Here is a 16,174-nt window from a genome sequence, read left to right as displayed (position 1 = left end):
TCCTGACTGCTATTAATCGTCAGGCGTTGTTTGACGCATCCGCGTCGCGTTGTGTTGCCCTTGCTCGGCAGGCATCGCCAAATGCCTGGAAAATCGCAAGGTAGTACGGGTTAGAGCTTACCTCCCATTCGGGGTGCCATTGCACACCTAAAGCAAAAGCCTTGCCTTCTGACACCGAAACCGCCTCGATCAAGCCATCCGGCGCCACCGCTTCGGCCCGCAGCCCAGGCGCCAGGCGCTCGATGCCTTGGCTGTGGATCGAATTGACGTCAATCACCGCCGGCAGGCCCAGGCCCGCCAGGATGCCATCGGGTTGGATCCGCACGACGTGAGCCGGGCCGTACTGGATATCCACCGACTGAGTGTCGTCTTCACGATGATCGATAAAGGTTCCGACTTCATGAACCTTCTGATGCAGGCTGCCGCCGAACGCGACGTTCATTTCCTGGAAACCGCGGCAAATGCCAAATATCGGCACCCCGGTCGCCACCGCGGCACGCAGCAGCGGCAGGGTCAACGCATCCCGTGCAGGGTCGTGGGCAGTGCCCGGCGCGCTGGCAGGTCCGCTATAGTGAAAAGGTTCGACGTTGGAAGGAGAGCCGGTAAACACAATACCGTCCAGGGCGTCCAGAATATCGGACGTTCCAAGCTCATCGGCCATGGACGGAATAATCAGGGGCAAGCCCTTGGCGGCCGTGGCGACAGCCCGCAGGTACTTGTCATAGGTAGCGTGGTAGACATGCAAACCGATCTGCTTGGTGCAGGCGGTGACGCCGATTAACGGCAGGCGAGACATGAAGCACCCCGGTATTATTGCTGTTATGGGTTTGAATCGAGCTTAGCCTTGTTCATTTTTTTACACAACACCCCCGTAAAAAATACAACACGGCCCGCTCAAGCCTGCGGGCGCCAAGGCCCCTAAAGGGAAAAAAACGCCCTAAATTGCCCCAAAAAAGCCTCGCAGGTGCTTTTTTAGGGCAAAAAAGGCCCTGCTTGACTTCGGCATGCCGTTCGGGTTGACTGGCTTTCGAAGAGATCAATGATTGATATTTTTAACAACAAAGGTGTTGCATCATGTCGGTACCCCCGCGTGCCGTTCAGCTTAACGAAGCGAACGCGTTCCTTAAGGAACATCCTGAGGTTCTGTACGTTGACCTTCTGATTGCGGATATGAATGGTGTGGTGCGCGGCAAGCGCATAGAACGCACCAGCCTCCACAAGGTTTACGAGAAAGGCATCAACCTGCCGGCCTCTCTATTTGCTCTGGATATCAATGGCTCCACGGTGGAAAGCACCGGCCTGGGCCTGGACATCGGTGATGCCGACCGGATCTGCTATCCAATCCCTGACACCCTGTGCAATGAGCCTTGGCAGAAGCGCCCTACCGCGCAACTGTTGATGACCATGCACGAACTCGAAGGCGAACCTTTCTTCGCCGACCCGCGCGAAGTCCTGCGCCAGGTCGTGACCAAGTTCGATGAACTGGGCCTGACCATCTGCGCCGCGTTCGAGCTGGAGTTCTACCTGATCGACCAGGAGAACGTGAATGGACGCCCTCAACCGCCCCGCTCGCCGATTTCCGGCAAACGCCCGCATTCGACCCAGGTCTACCTGATCGATGACCTCGACGAATACGTCGATTGCCTTCAGGACATTCTGGAAGGGGCCAAGGAGCAAGGCATTCCCGCCGACGCCATCGTCAAGGAAAGTGCCCCGGCGCAGTTCGAAGTGAACCTGCACCACGTGGCCGATCCGATCAAGGCGTGCGACTACGCGGTCCTGCTCAAGCGCCTGATCAAGAACATCGCCTACGACCATGAAATGGACACCACCTTCATGGCCAAGCCGTATCCGGGCCAGGCAGGCAATGGTTTGCACGTCCACATTTCGATCCTGGATAAAGACGGCAAGAATATCTTTGCCAGCGAGGATCCCGAGCAGAACGCCGCATTGCGTCACGCGATCGGCGGTGTGCTCGAGACCCTGCCCGCGCAGATGGCTTTCCTCTGCCCGAACGTCAACTCCTACCGTCGTTTCGGCGCACAGTTCTACGTGCCGAACTCGCCGACCTGGGGCCTGGACAACCGCACCGTGGCCTTGCGCGTGCCGACCGGCTCGGCCGATGCCGTGCGCCTGGAACACCGCGTCGCCGGTGCCGATGCCAACCCGTACCTGCTGATGGCCTCCGTGCTGGCAGGGGTGCACCATGGCCTGGTCAACAAGATCGAGCCCGGTGCGCCGGTGGAAGGCAACAGCTACGAGCAGAACGAGCAAAGCCTGCCGAACAACTTGCGCGATGCCCTGCGCGAGCTGGACGACAGTGAAGTCATGGCCAAGTACATCGACCCGAAATACATCGATATCTTCGTGGCCTGCAAGGAAAGCGAGCTGGAGGAGTTCGAACACTCCATCTCCGACCTTGAGTACAACTGGTACCTGCATACCGTGTAAGCGGTTACGTTCAAAAAGAAACGCCGCAGGCCTTATGGCCTGCGGCGTTTTTTTATGTCTGCCGCCGAACATTGTGGCGAGGGAGCTTGCTCCCGCTGGGCTGCGCAGCAGCCCCAAAAATGCTGAAGCGGTCAACCTGAACCACGGCGGCGACTGGTTTCGGGGTTGCTTCGCAGCCCAGCGGGAGCAAGCTCCCTCGCCACAGGAGTTGCTCTGCTCACAAGTCCGGGTATGGACCATCCGCTCGCTCTGCGTACAATGCCCGGCAGCCCCGCAGGAGACGTCCATGACGCGCATCGCCACACCCCGCAAACCCCGCGCACGCAGCCAGGCCCGGATCGACACCATTCTCGATGCCGCCCGTACGCTGCTTGCCGCCGAAGGCGTGGCCAGCCTGTCGATCTACAGCGTCGCCGAGCGCGCCGGGATCCCGCCCTCTTCCGTGTACCACTTCTTCGCCAGCGTCCCGGCCCTGCTCGAAGCCCTGACCGCCGATGTCCACGCCGCCTTCCGCGCGGGCCTGCAAGCACCGATCAATCATGCCGCGCTGAACCATTGGCACGACCTGTCCCGGCTGGTGGAACAACGCATGCTCGCCATCTACAGCCAGGACGCCGCCGCTCGCCAGTTGATCCTGGCCCAGCACGGCCTGACCGAAGTCACCCAGGCCGACCGCCAGCACGACCTCGAGCTGAGCGACTTGCTGCACAAGGTCTTCGCTCACCATTTCGCCCTGCCGCCCCTGCCCGACGACGTCGATGTGTTCGCCCTGGCCATGGAACTGGGCGACCGCGTCTACGCCCGCTCGGTCCAACAACACGGCCAGATCACCCCACGCATGGCAGAAGAAGGCATGCGGGTATTCGATGCGTACCTGGGGCTGTACCTGCCGCCGTATCTGCCCAAGCGCGAAGCATCCTGATCCACGTGGCGAGGGGATTTATCCCCGCTGGGCTGCGCAGCGGCCCCCAAACCAGCTAACTCGATGTGCCAGGAAGATGAGTACACTGCTTTAGGGCTGCTGCGCAGCCCAGCGGGGATAAATCCCCTCGCCACAAAGCCCCCTCCTCACCTCAACAAAGTGAATGCGTGCGCAGCCCAAAAGCCCCGAAGGGCTCTCGCCGTCCGGGGCCGTGGGTCAAGCATCGTTCACAACTTGGCGATAGACACCTCGGTGGATTTGACGAAGGCAATCACTTCACTGCCGATCGCCAGTTCCAACTCCTTGACCGAACGGGTGGTGATGACCGACGTGACGATGCCGGAGGCGGTCTGCACGTCGATTTCCGACAGCACGTCGCCTTCGACGATTTCCTTGATGGTGCCTTTGAACTGGTTGCGTACGTTGATGGCTTTGATGGTCATGGTGTCGATTCCTGTCTGGATGAAGTTATTGCGCCCAACGCAATTGCGTAGGCAAGGGTGAAACGGGTTCGGGTTCCGGTGGTTGGCCGGGCAAGGACAGCACACGGTTGAGGACTTCGGTTTCCAGGCTCGCCAGGCGATGAGAGCCGCGAACCCGTGGGCGTGGCAGGTCGATGGGCAGGTCGAGGCCGACCTGGCCGTCCTCGATCAGGATCACCCGGTCGGCAATCGCCACCGCTTCGCTGACGTCGTGAGTCACCAGCAACACCGTGAAACCGTGCTGCTGCCAGAGGTTTTCGATCAGTTGCTGCATCTCGATACGGGTCAGGGCGTCCAATGCTCCCAAGGGTTCGTCGAGCAACAACAGCCGTGGCTGATGAATCAGCGCGCGGGCGAGGGCCACCCGTTGTTTCTGGCCGCCGGACAATGCCGCCGGCCACTCCTGGGCACGGTCGGCCAAGCCGACGGCTTCCAGTGCCTGCAAGGCCTGCGGACGCCAGTTGCCGTTGAGCCCGAGGCCAACGTTGTCGATGACTTTTTTCCACGGCAGCAGACGCGCTTCCTGGAACATCAACCGCGTGTCCTGTTGCGCCGCACTCAAGGCCGCCGAGCCCGCCAGCAGTTGGCCGTCGGTGGGTTGATCGAGGCCGGCCAGCAACCGCAGCAAGGTACTTTTGCCACAACCGCTGCGACCGACCACAGCCACGAATTGCCCGGCCGGGATATGCAGGTCGATGTCGCGCAATACCTGGCGCGTGCCAAAGGTTTTTTGCAGGTTGCGCACCGCCAGCGGGATGCCACGCAGCAGGCGCGGAGGTTGTTGGGCGGTCATGCGGCACCTCCCTTGTTCACTTGGTACGCCGGATGCCAGCGCAGCCAGACCCGCTCAAGCCCACGGGCGGCCAGGTCGGCCAACTTGCCCAGCACCGCGTACAGGAGAATCGCCAGCACCACCACATCGGTTTGCAGGAACTCACGGGCGTTCATCGCCAAGTAGCCGATGCCGGCGCTGGCCGAAATGGTTTCCGCCACGATCAACGTCAACCACATGAAGCCCAGGGCAAAGCGCACGCCCACCAGGATCGAAGGCAAGGCGCCCGGCAGGATCACCTGGCGAAACAGGCTGAAGCCGGACAAGCCGTAGCTGCGGGACATTTCCACCAGCGCCGGGTCGACGTTGCGGATGCCGTGGTAGGTGTTGAGGTAGATCGGAAACAACGTGCCCAGGGCCACCAGGAAAATCTTCGCCGACTCGTCGATGCCAAACCAAAGGATCACCAGCGGAATCAGCGCCAGATGCGGGACGTTGCGCACCATCTGCACGGAGCTGTCCAACAGGCGCTCGCCCCATTTCGACAAGCCAGTGATAAAGCCCAGGGCCAGGCCGATGCCGCCGCCGATCAGGAAGCCCACCGCTGCCCGCCAACCACTGATCGCCAGATGCGTCCAGATCTCACCGCTGCGCACCAGGTTGACGCCGGCTTCGATCACGGCCACGGGTGCCGGCAGGATCCGCGTGGACAACCAACCGGCCGACACCGACAGTTGCCAGACCGCCAGCAACAGCAGCGGCACCGCCCAGGGCGCGAGGTTGTGGATGATTTTATTCATGGCCGCCTCAGCTCTGGGACGCGGCTTTGGGCAGGATGTCGTTGGCCACCATTTCACCGAACGGGCTCACATAGCCCTGGCTTTTCGGCAACTCCGGGCGCTCCACATCCAAGTGCGGAAACAACAGTTCCGCCACGCGATAGGACTCTTCCAGGTGGGGATAACCGGAGAAGATAAAGGTGTCGATGCCAAGGTCGGCATACTCCTTGACCCGCGCCGCCACGGTCGGGCCATCGCCCACCAGCGCCGTGCCGGCACCGCCGCGTACCAGGCCGACACCGGCCCAGAGGTTGGGGCTGACTTCCAGCTTGTCGCGACTGCCGCCGTGCAGGGCGGCCATGCGTTGCTGGCCCACCGAATCGAAGCGCGCCAGGGAGGCCTGGGCCCGGGCGATGGTGTCGTCGTCCAGGTGAGAAATCAGCCGGTCGGCCGCTCGCCAGGCTTCGGCGTTGGTTTCCCGCACGATCACATGCAGGCGGATGCCGAAGCGCACGGTACGTCCGAGCTTCGCAGCCTTGGCCCGCACCTGCTCGATTTTTTGCGCGACGGCTGCGGGCGGCTCGCCCCAGGTCAGCACCATTTCCACTTGTTCGGCCGCCAGGTCCTGGGCAGCTTCCGACGAGCCGCCAAAATACAGCGGCGGACGCGGTTGCTGGATCGGCGGATAGAGCAGCTTGGCGCCCTTCACGCTGATGTGCTCACCGTCGTAATCCACCGTCTCGCCTTCCAGCACCCGGCGCCAGATGCGGGTGAATTCCACCGAGGCCTGGTAGCGTTGTTCGTGGTCGAGGAACAGCCCATCACCGGCCAATTCATCGGGGTCGCCGCCGGTCACCAGGTTGAACAGCGCCCGCCCGCCGGACAACCGGTCGAGGGTCGCGGCCTGACGCGCCGCCACCGTTGGGGAAATAATCCCGGGGCGCAGGGCCACGAGGAATTTCAGGCGCTGGGTCACGGGAATCAACGAAGCGGCCACCAGCCAGGAGTCCTCGCAGGAACGTCCGGTGGGGATCAGCACGCCGCCGAAACCCAATCGATCCGCCGCCTGGGCGACCTGCTGCAAGTAACCGTGATCGACGGCGCGGGCGCCTTCGGCAGTGCCAAGGTAATGGCCGTCGCCATGGGTAGGCAGGAACCAGAAAATATTGAGGCTCATGGAGTGGTCTCCTAAGGGATCGAATTACTGCGCGTTCGCAACGGCCGCCGGCGGCGTCCAGATCACGTCCTTGATGCTCAAGGGCTTGGGAATCAATTTGAGCTGGTAGAAGCTGTCGGCGATTTTCTGCTGCGCCCCCACCACCTCCGGCGTGAGGAACAGCGCCCCGTAGCCTTGGCGTTTCACCGACGTCAGGGTGATGTCCGCCGGCAGGCCGAGCAGCGGCGAGACCTGTTTGGTCACGTCTTCAGGATTGGCCTTGGACCACTCCCCCACTGCCCGCACTTCTTCCACCAGGGCGGTAATGACTTGGGGATTCTTTTGCGCATAGGGCTTGGTGGCGAGGTAGAACTGGTGGTTATCGACGATGCCTTTGCCGTCACGCAGGGTGCGAGCCTGCAACTGTTGTTCGGCGGCCGCCTGGTACGGGTCCCAGATCACCCAGGCATCTACGCTGCCCCGTTCGAACGCGGCACGGGCATCGGCTGGCGGCAGGAAAACGGTTTGAATGTCGGAATACTTCAGGCCAGCATCTTCCAACGCCCGCACCAGCAGGTAGTGGACGTTGGAGCCTTTGTTCAGCACGACCTTCTTGCCCTTGAGGTCTTGCACCGATTGGATGGCCGAGCCTTTCGGCACCAGGATGGCCTCGCTGGTGGGCGCCGGCGGCTCGTAAGCAACGTAAAGCAGGTCGGCGCCCGCGGCCTGGGCAAACACCGGCGGCGTTTCACCGGTCACGCCGAAGTCGATGGAACCGACGTTCAAGCCTTCCAGCAGCTGCGGACCTCCGGGGAACTCGGTCCATTGCACGTCCACGCCTTGGGCGGCGAGGCGTTTTTCCAACGAGCCCTTGGCCTTGAGCAGCACCAGGGTGCCGTATTTCTGATAACCGATCCGCAAGGTCTCGGCTTGAGCTTGGGTGATGACGCCGAGGGACACAGCCGCAGCAAACAGAGCGACCAGCCCGCGACGCAAAATGACAGTGCGCATGGCGCCTCTCCTTTTTGCTGTGGGTTTTGGCTGCACCTGCTGGGCCGTTGGCGGCTGAGTAAGGTGAGTTGAATCAGGGGTGTTCGGGTTCAAATGCTCCAGCGAGCACTCAACAAACGTTCGTTCAATACACTGGGGTCCAACGGCCGGGGCCGACGGGCCATGGCGCTGTAAAACTGTTCCAGCGCCTCGTCCAGCCGCTGCTGCAGGGCCGGCGCCAATTGCGCCTGGGCGCTGCCTTCGCCATAAGCGATCTGACTGTCTTCGGCAAAAATCCCATGGAGCATTTCTTGGGCCTTGAGCGCCGACAACACTGGTTTAAGGGCGTAATCCACCGCCAGCATGTGGGCGATGCTGCCACCGGTAGCCATGGGCAACACCACTTTGTGAGCCAGGGCCCGCTCAGGCAGCAGGTCCAGCACGGTCTTCAGCGCACCGGAAAAAGACGCCTTGTACACCGGCGTGGCGATCACCAGGCCGTCAGCGTTTTCGATCTGCTGGAGCAGGTCGACGACCTTCGGGCTGTCGAAACGGGCATGGAGCAGATCTTCGGCCGGGAAATCGCGCACCTGATAGCTCACCACCTCCACACCTTGCTGTTGCAACCAACGTTGCGAGCGTTCCAGCAGCACCCCGGAGCGGGAGCGTTGGCTGGGACTGCCACCAAGTGAGACGACCAACATGCCTACCCTTCCTTAACTGTCACGTGCGATTCGCGGCGGGCGATCTCGCTGCATGGGCAAACCATAACAGGGGATTTATATATCTTTAAATCATATTTATTCATTTGGTTATGCATTTAAGAGATATACAATTCAATTTCCTTGGCGCAATAAAAAAGGCCGTCGAAACGGCCAAAACCTGTTTATGGAAGTATCTAATCCGAGTCCCGCGCAGACCGAAAGTCAGCCTTCGCGAGCAAGCCCGCTCCCACATTGGAATGCGTACTCCTGTGGGAGCGGGCTTGCTCGCGAAGGCGATTGCAGCCATTACAGAAAATCCAAAGCCCTACTTGTTAGGCTGCGGTGTGAGGCGCAGGTAAGGTTTCACGGCACGATAGCCCTTGGGGAAACGCTGCTTGAGTTCTTCTTCATCCTTGAGCGACGGCACGATCACCACTTCATCGCCGTCCTGCCAGTTGGCCGGGGTGGCGACCTTGTAGTTATCGGTCAGTTGCAGGGAATCGATCACCCGCAGGATCTCGTTGAAATTGCGCCCAGTGCTGGCGGGATAGGTGATGGTCAGGCGAATCTTCTTGTTCGGGTCGATCACGAACAATGAGCGCACGGTCAAGGTGTCGCTGGCGTTGGGGTGGATGAGGTCGTACAGGTCAGAGACCTTGCGGTCGGCATCGGCCAGGATCGGAAAGTTGACCACGGCGTTCTGGGTCTCGTTGATGTCCTCGATCCACTTGTGGTGCGAGTCCACCGGGTCCACCGAGAGGGCAATGGCCTTGACCCCACGCTGGGCGAACTCGTCCTTGAGCTTGGCCGTAAGGCCCAATTCGGTGGTGCATACCGGCGTGAAATCCGCCGGGTGGGAAAACAGTACACCCCAACTGTCACCGAGCCATTCGTGGAAGCGAATCTTGCCGGCGCTGGAATCCTGTTCGAAGTCGGGGGCGATGTCGCCGAGTCTGAGGCTCATGGTGCGGCTCCTGGATGAATTGTTGTGAGCCCAAACTTTGCACCGGTTTCGATTGCTTTAAAAAGAATGAATATCCATTTATCTAGATCATTAGTGAATATAAAAAACTGTTCACTGGCGCCATTTCGCATACCGGCACAAGATCGTCAGCGAGGTTCGAGAAGGCCTCGAGTTGCTGAAAAGAGGAGAAATTCGAGGAAGGCTACAGGGGTGGGCCCTACTCGAAAACGCAAAGCCCCGCCCGGCGTATTGCCGGGCGGGGCTTTTTTTGTTTTGTACCCACACTACGGAAATTATTGACGCGATTTCAGGACGAGCGGCTAGGATAGGCAGCATGAACACTCAAGCCTTGCTGACTCATCTGCAAAACCACCTGCCAAGACTGCTGGCGGTTTACCTGTTCGGCAGCCATGCACAGGGCACCGCCGGGCCTGACAGTGATGTCGATTTGGCTGTTCTCTGGTCCGGTCAGGTCGACCCCGTGTTGTTATGGCAACTTTCCGGAGACTTGGCGGATATAGCCGGATGCCCAGTGGATCTGCTTGATTTACGGGCGGCAACGACGGTAATGCAGTACCAGATCCTGACCCGTGGTCGGAGGCTTTGGGCCAGAGACGTACAGGCGGGGTTGTTCGAATGTTTTATCCTCAGCGAAAAAACCGCTCTCGACGAGGCTCGAGCGGGATTGCTCAAGGATATTCAGAAGGAAGGCAGCGTGTATGGCCGATGATGTATTGATCAACAAGGCAGCGAGTATCGTGCGTTACGTCGCCAGTAGGCGGGAAGAATCCCTTACATGACCCGAAAACATAAAAAAGCCCCGCCCGGCGTATTACCGGGCGGGGCTTTTTTTCGTCAGGCGAGCGCGTTGCTTACAGCAGCGGGATCGAGTAGCTGACGATCAGGCGGTTTTCATCCTGGTCGCGCTGACCAGGGATGTCGTTGCGCCAGGTAGCGTTTTTCCACATGACGCCAACGTTCTTCAGCGGACCTTCCGGTACGACGTAGCCAACAGTGATGTCACGTTCCCACTCGGTCTTGTCACCGGTGGCGTGGTCGATGTTGTCGCCGCGCAGGTAGATGACACCTGCGGTCAGGCCAGGAACACCGAGCTTGGCGAAGTCGTACGAGTAGCGACCCTGCCAGGTGCGTTCACCGGCACGGGCGAATTTGGCGATTTGCATGTCGGTGGTCAGGTAAGCCGACGAACCGTCACCCTGGTTCAGCCAAGGGAAATCGCTGTCGCCGTTGCTGGCCTGGTAGCCACCGCCAAAGGTGTGACCGGCAACGGTGTACAGGAACAGGCCGCTGTACAGGTTGTTGTCGACTTTGCCCTTGGTGACGCTGCCGCCATAGTAGCCAGTGGTGTAGTAGGTGGAATCATGACCGTTGGCGCCGTCGCTGCGGCTGTTGAAATAACGCAGGTCGGACTTCAGCACGCCAGGACCGATGGACCAGTTGTGCACCAGGCCCAGGAAGTGTTGCTTGTAGAAATCTTCCAGGTTGCCGTAGTAGTACTGGGCAGTCAGGTCCTTGGTGATTTTATAGTCACCGCCACCGTAGATGAACTTGTTGCTGTCGCGACCGCTGGCGGTACGACCGTTCGCACCGGCAATGGACAACTCCTCGTTGTTGCTGGAGTTACGGCCCTTGGCGTGCTCGATCTGGCCGCCGACGAGCGTCAGGTCCTTGATCTCGTTCGAGGTGATCTGGCCACCTTGGAAGGTTTGCGGCAGCAGACGACCATCGTTGGTCACGATGACCGGCAGTTTTGGCTGCAGGGTGCCCAGCTTCAGCTCGGTCTGGGAGATCTTCGCCTTGGCGGTCAGGCCCAGGCTGGAGAAGTTATCCACTGCTTCGCCGTTGGACTTGCTCGGGAAAACCGTGCCGCCATAGCTGTTATTGGACGCGCCGTTGGTACCGCCGCCCGAATCCAGTTTGACCCCCAGCAGGCCGATGGCGTCGATACCGAAGCCGACGGTGCCTTGGGTGTAACCGGAGGTGAAGCGCAGGTCAAAACCCTGGCCCCATTCTTCGTTTTTGTTCGTTGAAGCAGCCGAATCACGGTTATCCGTGTTGATGTAGAAGTTACGCAGACCCAAGGTAGCCTTGCTGTCCTCGATAAAACCGGCGGCGCCTGCCTGCTGCGCCAAAACCCCAACGGCCACAGCCAGGGCCAAGGTGGACTTGTTCATGCTTCGCTCCTCTCGTTTTTTAATTCTTGTGTGTCTTTGGTTCCGGATCGAACGCCCGGAATCCGCGGATGCGCGATTAGCGCCAGACCGTGACTGACAAGTCAATCGTAACCAATTGTGTCTACGACCATGGTCTAACCCCGCTACACGGCCCGCAGGATAATGGATTCTCTATAAATCCAAAAAGAATTGTTCTGCCAGTTTTCAGCTCTTTTCGACATATAGCTGCCATCAAAGCTTCATCAACCGTGGTCCGGCGTATCGGCCAGCCGGCGAATTACTGAATGGCTTTTTGCCGAGAAGCGCTCAGCGGGAAACCCCGGCGTAGAGGGATCCCTTGATCCTTTGGCGCCGGGGCTGCTTAAGATGGGAGCTTGATGGCTATGCGTCAGGCGATTCATTGTCTGAAATCAAAAAGACGCCCCCTGCGACACTCCCACGCAGGGAGCGCGCCAGGAGTTACAGGGCTTTTTCGAAGATTTTCGAATTACGCTGATAGTTGTAGAGCGAGGCTCGCGCGGCCGGCAGACGGTCGACGCTGCTGGGCTCGAAACCACGTTCGCGGAACCAGTGGGCGGTACGGGTCGTGAGTACGAACAGCGTCTTGAGTCCTTGGGCGCGGGCGCGGGTTTCGATCCGCTCCAGCAGTTCGTCGCCCCGGCCACCGTGGCGGTACTCCGGGTTCACCGCCAGGCAGGCCAGTTCCCCGGCATCCGAATCGGCGATCTGGTACAGCGCCGCGCAGGCGATGATCATGCCTTCGCGCTCGACCACGCTGAACTGTTCGATCTCGCGCTCCAGCACTTCGCGGGAGCGACGCACCAGAATCCCCTGCTCTTCCAGCGGACTGATCAGGTCCAGCAGGCCGCCGACATCTTCAATGGCCGCTTCGCGCACCACTTCGAATTGTTCCTGGGCCACCAACGTACCGCTGCCATCGCGGGTGAACAATTCGGCCAGCAGCGCGCCGTCCTCGGCATAACTGACGATGTGGCTGCGCGCAACGCCACCACGACAGGCCTGGGCCGCCGCGTCCAGCAGTTCGGCCTGATAGTCGCTGCCCAGGCGTTGCATGTGGCCTGGGACCTGTTGCGGACGTAATTCCCGCACCAGCCGTCCGTCCTCGCCGATAAGCCCCTGTTCGGCACCGAACAGCAGCAGCTTGTCGGCCGCCAGGTCGATGGCCGCCCGGGTGGCGACGTCTTCACAGGCCAGGTTGAAGATTTCTCCGGTGGGCGAATAACCCAACGGCGACAGCAACACGATGGAGCGCTCGTCCAGCAGCCGGTTGATGCCCTTGCGATCGACCCGGCGCACTTCGCCGGTGTGGTGGTAATCCACGCCTTCGAGCACGCCGATCGGCCGGGCGGTGACCAGGTTGCCGCTGGCGACCCGCAGCCGCGAGCCCTGCATGGGCGAGGACGCCATGTCCATGGACAGGCGCGCCTCGATGGCGATGCGCAACTGGCCGACCGCGTCGATCACGCACTCCAGGGTCGCCGCGTCGGTGATGCGCATGCCGTGGTGGTAGTGAGGCGTCAGGCCCCGCGCAGCGAGGCGAGTCTCGATCTGCGGGCGCGAACCATGGACCAGCACCAGGCGCACGCCGAGGCTGTGGAGCAGCACCAGGTCATGGACGATGTTGCCGAAATTAGGGTGTTCCACCCCGTCGCCGGGCAGCATGACGATGAAGGTGCAATCGCGGTGGGCGTTGATGTAGGGCGAAGCGTGACGAAGCCAATTGACGTATTCGGGCATGAACCTGGACCTGTAATAAATAACAGCCAAAAAAAGACGAAACAGAACGCACAACGGGCTGGTGGTTATCGTCGGAACAGGCTTGGCGACACGCGCGCTCTCCTCATGTGATGAATACGGGCCCGCAAGGGCGCAATTTAATCGGCCGTGGCCGACGTCAGGCAGTAATGGACGATCAACTGCCGCAACAGATCCACGGTAGGTTGCAAACGTGACATTTCAAGGTACTCGCCCGGTTGGTGGGCACAGGCGATATCGCCAGGACCGAGCACCAGGGTTTCACAGCCAAGGCGCTGAAGATAAGGCGCTTCGGTGCCGAACGCCACTGCTTCGGCACGATGGCCGGTCAGTCGTTCGGCCACGCGGACCAATTCGGCGTCCTCGGCCTGCTCGAACGGCGGCACTTCGGGGAACAGCGGCGCGTAGTCGATCTTGACTTGATGGCGCTCGGCGATGGGGTTGAGCTTCTGCTGGATCGCCGCCCGCAGCACTTGCGGGTCCATGCCTGGCAAAGGCCGCAGGTCAAATTCCATGGAGCATTGGCCGCAGATCCGGTTGGGGTTGTCGCCGCCGTGGATGCAGCCGAAATTCAGGGTCGGTTGCGGCACGCTGAACTGCGGGTTACGGAATTCACGCTGCCATTGCAGGCGCAGGCCGCGCAATTCGCCCATGGCATCGTGCATGGCCTCCAACGCGCTGTGGCCCAGGCGCGGATCGGACGAATGGCCGCTGCGTCCGAGAATGTCGATGCGCTCCATCATCACGCCTTTGTGCAGGCGAATCGGCCGCAGGCCGGTCGGCTCGCCGATCACCGCCGCGCGCCCCAATGGTCGGCCGGCATCGGCCAGGGCCCGGGCGCCGGACATGGAGCTTTCTTCATCACAGGTGGCGAGGATCAGCAGCGGTTGCTTGAACGGTTGGTCCAGCAGCGGCTTGACCGCTTCGATGGCCAGGGCGAAAAAACCCTTCATGTCACAACTGCCCAGGCCGACCCAACGGCCATCGACCTCAGTGAGCTTCAACGGATCGGTCTGCCACAAGGCGCCGTCGAACGGCACCGTGTCACTGTGGCCGGCCAGCACCAGGCCGCCGGGACCGCTGCCGAAACTGGCCAGCAGATTGAATTTGCCAGGGCTGACCTGCTGGATATCGCAGGAGAACCCCAGCTCAGTGAGCCAGCCGGCCAACAGCTCGATGACGGCGCTGTTGGACTGGTCGAGCCCAGGCTGGGTACAGCTGACCGAAGGCGTGGCGATCAGGGCAGCGAATTGATCTTTCATGGACGGCAAAGGCATCGCTGGCTCCGGGCATACAGATTGGCGTTCATCATAGAACCATCTGGACCCAGGAATAAACCTAGGGCGAGTCAGTCCTGTACACTGCACGGCCTTGGCAGCCACACCTTCCCCCGGCTGCGCACCCGATCCCTGGATTTTCCGGCCATGCAGAAAGAAACCGAAATCAAACTCCGCGTCAGCCGCGAGACCCTGGCAGCCTTGCGCGAGCATCCGCTGCTGAAAAAACGCAACAAGAGTGGCTGGGAACGCCACGAATTGATGAACCAGTATTTCGACACGCCAGAGCGTGACCTGGCCCGGGCCAAGGTCGCCCTGCGCCTGCGTCGCGACGGCGAAGAGGTGATCCAGACCCTCAAGACCCGCGGCCAGAGCGTCGCCGGCCTGTCCGAGCGCAACGAATACGACTGGCACCTGCCCAAGGCCAAGCTCGACCTGAAGAAGCTCGACGGCGAATGCTGGCCCGAGGCCTTGGCCGAACTGGACAAGAAAACCCTCAAGGCCATCTTCACCACCGATTTCGTTCGCGAACGCGCTGAAATCGCTTGGGGCCGTGGCAAAAGCAAAGTGGTCATCGAAGCCGCCCTGGACCTGGGCCACGTGGTGGTCGGCAAACAGAAGGAAGAAATCTGCGAACTGGAGCTGGAACTGCGCGAAGGCGAACCCGCCGCCCTGCTGGAACTGGCCGCCGAGCTGGCCATGACCCTGCCCCTGATGCCCTGCGACATCAGCAAGGCCGAGCGTGGCTATCGCCTGCATGACGCGGGCAGCTACGCCTTGAGCCTGCCAGCCCCGCAACTGACTGCCGAAACGCCGCTGGACGATGCCTTCGCCGCGCTGAGCTGGCATTTGCTCGGCAGCAGCCAGCGCCTGGCCGAGCAATACCGGTTCAACGGCCATTGGCGCCTGCTGCAGGACTGGGTGGAAAGCCTAGCCGAACTGCGCGCCCTGCTCAGCAGCCTCGGCCAGGCCGCGCCGCGCCAATCGACCCATGACTTGCGCCTGGCCCTGGACGCGTTGCTGGAAGACTGGCGCCCGCTGGTCCAGGCCGGCCTGGACGACGAAGACGTGCGCAAGGCCGCGCCGGAACAGTTCCTCGAAGAGCTGCAAGACCCGCGTTGGGGCCTGTTTTCCCTCAACACGTCACGCTGGCTGCTGGCCCGCAGCTGGGCCGTCGAGCGCAACACCCGCGGCAATCGCCAGGGCGCGGCGCAACTGGGCAGCTGGTTGCCACGCCTGTTGGGCGAAGAGTCCTCGTCCCTGCAATTGCAACGTTATCAACAGCAACCGGAAGACCTGGCCGAGCAACTGCCGCGCATCGAACGCATCCAGGCCTGGCTGCACCATGCCCGCCATGTGCTGGAGATCCCGGAAATGGATCGGCTCTACGGTGAGCTGAACAAGCTGGCACAACTGGCCAACCAACCGATCACCGACGAAACGCTGGATGCGCGCAAGCAGCAGGCGATTGCGGTGTATCAGAACCGGGCTTGGAAGACGTTGTTGCGCCTGTAACCGAAAGATCTTCTGCGTCTGGAGTACCGCTTTCGCGAGCAAGCCCGCTCCCACACTGGATCTTCAGCGAACACAACATGTGTGTACGGTGGAGGACCATTGTGGGAGCGGGCTTGCTCGCGAAGGGGCCGGCACATTCACCTCAGATCCAACTAGCGCACCACCGGCAAACTCGTCGTCGACTTGATCTC

At 61.1% G+C, this 16,174-nt stretch carries 15 protein-coding genes; 4 read left to right on the top strand and 11 right to left on the bottom strand.

Features of this window, described 5'->3' with window-relative positions; all coding sequences use genetic code 11:
* Positions 1-19: 19 nt before the first annotated feature.
* Positions 20-796 carry a gamma-glutamyl-gamma-aminobutyrate hydrolase family protein gene (locus HU767_RS18970; protein ID WP_186707569.1) on the bottom strand — a complete coding sequence of 259 codons (777 nt, stop codon included), beginning with the start codon at positions 794-796 and terminating at the stop codon, positions 20-22.
* A gap of 278 nt (positions 797-1,074) precedes the next feature.
* On the opposite strand from HU767_RS18970, the gene HU767_RS18965 reads away from it, so the two are divergent.
* Positions 1,075-2,451 carry a glutamine synthetase family protein gene (locus tag HU767_RS18965; RefSeq protein WP_014340747.1) on the top strand — a complete coding sequence of 459 codons (1,377 nt, stop codon included), beginning with the start codon at positions 1,075-1,077 and terminating at the stop codon, positions 2,449-2,451.
* A 286-nt stretch (positions 2,452-2,737) separates the two neighbouring features.
* Entirely contained in the window at positions 2,738-3,373 is a 636-nt protein-coding gene (locus HU767_RS18960) for a TetR/AcrR family transcriptional regulator (RefSeq protein ID WP_186730213.1), read from the top strand.
* A gap of 227 nt (positions 3,374-3,600) precedes the next feature.
* On the opposite strand, the gene HU767_RS18955 is transcribed toward HU767_RS18960, so the two are convergent.
* The 7 genes from HU767_RS18955 to HU767_RS18925 all read right to left on the bottom strand — a co-directional run bounded on the left by HU767_RS18955 (position 3,601) and on the right by HU767_RS18925 (position 9,220).
* Positions 3,601-3,816 (bottom strand): TOBE domain-containing protein, encoded by a 216-nt coding sequence (locus HU767_RS18955; RefSeq protein ID WP_003177394.1) that lies wholly within the window; start codon positions 3,814-3,816, stop codon positions 3,601-3,603.
* Between the two features lie 25 nt (positions 3,817-3,841).
* Positions 3,842-4,648 (bottom strand): aliphatic sulfonates ABC transporter ATP-binding protein, encoded by an 807-nt coding sequence (gene ssuB / locus HU767_RS18950; protein WP_186730212.1) that lies wholly within the window; start codon positions 4,646-4,648, stop codon positions 3,842-3,844.
* On the bottom strand, positions 4,645-5,427 hold the full coding sequence (ssuC, locus tag HU767_RS18945) for an aliphatic sulfonate ABC transporter permease SsuC (RefSeq protein WP_186707572.1): 783 nt from the start codon (positions 5,425-5,427) through the stop codon (positions 4,645-4,647). The genes ssuB and ssuC overlap by 4 nt, the downstream gene beginning before the upstream one ends.
* 7 nt (positions 5,428-5,434) lie before the next feature.
* Positions 5,435-6,583, bottom strand: coding sequence for an FMNH2-dependent alkanesulfonate monooxygenase (gene ssuD / locus HU767_RS18940; RefSeq protein ID WP_186707573.1), 1,149 nt, complete (start codon positions 6,581-6,583; stop codon positions 5,435-5,437).
* A 24-nt stretch (positions 6,584-6,607) separates the two neighbouring features.
* The gene (locus HU767_RS18935; protein WP_186730211.1) at positions 6,608-7,573 is read right to left on the bottom strand and encodes a sulfonate ABC transporter substrate-binding protein; all 966 of its coding nucleotides are present in this window, start codon (positions 7,571-7,573) and stop codon (positions 6,608-6,610) included.
* An 89-nt stretch (positions 7,574-7,662) separates the two neighbouring features.
* Positions 7,663-8,256, bottom strand: coding sequence for an NADPH-dependent FMN reductase (gene ssuE, locus HU767_RS18930; RefSeq protein ID WP_186707575.1), 594 nt, complete (start codon positions 8,254-8,256; stop codon positions 7,663-7,665).
* Between the two features lie 325 nt (positions 8,257-8,581).
* Positions 8,582-9,220: a peroxiredoxin gene (locus HU767_RS18925; RefSeq protein ID WP_046063206.1), complete on the bottom strand. Its 639-nt coding sequence runs from the start codon at positions 9,218-9,220 to the stop codon at positions 8,582-8,584.
* Positions 9,221-9,554: 334 nt separating this feature from the next.
* On the opposite strand from HU767_RS18925, the gene HU767_RS18920 reads away from it, so the two are divergent.
* The gene (locus tag HU767_RS18920) at positions 9,555-9,950 is read left to right on the top strand and encodes a nucleotidyltransferase domain-containing protein (RefSeq protein WP_186730210.1); all 396 of its coding nucleotides are present in this window, start codon (positions 9,555-9,557) and stop codon (positions 9,948-9,950) included.
* A 142-nt stretch (positions 9,951-10,092) separates the two neighbouring features.
* On the opposite strand, the gene HU767_RS18915 is transcribed toward HU767_RS18920, so the two are convergent.
* From HU767_RS18915 to argE, 3 genes are all read right to left on the bottom strand, one after another.
* Complete coding sequence (locus HU767_RS18915) at positions 10,093-11,415, bottom strand: OprD family porin (RefSeq protein WP_186730209.1); 1,323 nt, start codon at positions 11,413-11,415, stop codon at positions 10,093-10,095.
* A 459-nt stretch (positions 11,416-11,874) separates the two neighbouring features.
* Positions 11,875-13,173, bottom strand: coding sequence for an amino-acid N-acetyltransferase (argA, locus tag HU767_RS18910; RefSeq protein ID WP_053126389.1), 1,299 nt, complete (start codon positions 13,171-13,173; stop codon positions 11,875-11,877).
* Between the two features lie 137 nt (positions 13,174-13,310).
* Positions 13,311-14,468: an acetylornithine deacetylase gene (gene argE / locus HU767_RS18905; RefSeq protein WP_186730208.1), complete on the bottom strand. Its 1,158-nt coding sequence runs from the start codon at positions 14,466-14,468 to the stop codon at positions 13,311-13,313.
* A 147-nt stretch (positions 14,469-14,615) separates the two neighbouring features.
* On the opposite strand from argE, the gene HU767_RS18900 reads away from it, so the two are divergent.
* Complete coding sequence (locus HU767_RS18900) at positions 14,616-15,983, top strand: CYTH domain-containing protein (RefSeq protein ID WP_186707579.1); 1,368 nt, start codon at positions 14,616-14,618, stop codon at positions 15,981-15,983.
* Positions 15,984-16,174 lie beyond the last annotated feature (191 nt).

It is taken from the genome of Pseudomonas sp. SWRI179, assembly GCF_014268705.1.
In the GTDB taxonomy this organism is placed as follows: Bacteria; Pseudomonadota; Gammaproteobacteria; order Pseudomonadales; family Pseudomonadaceae; genus Aquipseudomonas; species Aquipseudomonas zanjanensis.
Note: the sequence above shows the minus strand (reverse complement) of the source record. Positions and strands in the feature narration are given on the sequence as shown.

Excerpts from the sequence above, each read along its gene's own strand:
- HU767_RS18955 (WP_003177394.1), bottom strand. The coding sequence starts at position 3,816 with ATGACCATCAAAGCCATCAACGTACGCAACCAGTTCAAAGGCACCATC.
- ssuC (WP_186707572.1), bottom strand. The coding sequence starts at position 5,427 with ATGAATAAAATCATCCACAACCTCGCGCCCTGGGCGGTGCCGCTGCTG.
- HU767_RS18900 (WP_186707579.1), top strand. The coding sequence starts at position 14,616 with ATGCAGAAAGAAACCGAAATCAAACTCCGCGTCAGCCGCGAGACCCTG.
- HU767_RS18925 (WP_046063206.1), bottom strand. The coding sequence starts at position 9,220 with ATGAGCCTCAGACTCGGCGACATCGCCCCCGACTTCGAACAGGATTCC.
- ssuE (WP_186707575.1), bottom strand. The coding sequence starts at position 8,256 with ATGTTGGTCGTCTCACTTGGTGGCAGTCCCAGCCAACGCTCCCGCTCC.
- ssuD (WP_186707573.1), bottom strand. The coding sequence starts at position 6,583 with ATGAGCCTCAATATTTTCTGGTTCCTGCCTACCCATGGCGACGGCCAT.
- HU767_RS18960 (WP_186730213.1), top strand. The coding sequence starts at position 2,738 with ATGACGCGCATCGCCACACCCCGCAAACCCCGCGCACGCAGCCAGGCC.
- argA (WP_053126389.1), bottom strand. The coding sequence starts at position 13,173 with ATGCCCGAATACGTCAATTGGCTTCGTCACGCTTCGCCCTACATCAAC.
- HU767_RS18970 (WP_186707569.1), bottom strand. The coding sequence starts at position 796 with ATGTCTCGCCTGCCGTTAATCGGCGTCACCGCCTGCACCAAGCAGATC.
- ssuB (WP_186730212.1), bottom strand. The coding sequence starts at position 4,648 with ATGACCGCCCAACAACCTCCGCGCCTGCTGCGTGGCATCCCGCTGGCG.
- HU767_RS18915 (WP_186730209.1), bottom strand. The coding sequence starts at position 11,415 with ATGAACAAGTCCACCTTGGCCCTGGCTGTGGCCGTTGGGGTTTTGGCG.
- HU767_RS18935 (WP_186730211.1), bottom strand. The coding sequence starts at position 7,573 with ATGCGCACTGTCATTTTGCGTCGCGGGCTGGTCGCTCTGTTTGCTGCG.
- argE (WP_186730208.1), bottom strand. The coding sequence starts at position 14,468 with ATGCCTTTGCCGTCCATGAAAGATCAATTCGCTGCCCTGATCGCCACG.
- HU767_RS18965 (WP_014340747.1), top strand. The coding sequence starts at position 1,075 with ATGTCGGTACCCCCGCGTGCCGTTCAGCTTAACGAAGCGAACGCGTTC.
- HU767_RS18920 (WP_186730210.1), top strand. The coding sequence starts at position 9,555 with ATGAACACTCAAGCCTTGCTGACTCATCTGCAAAACCACCTGCCAAGA.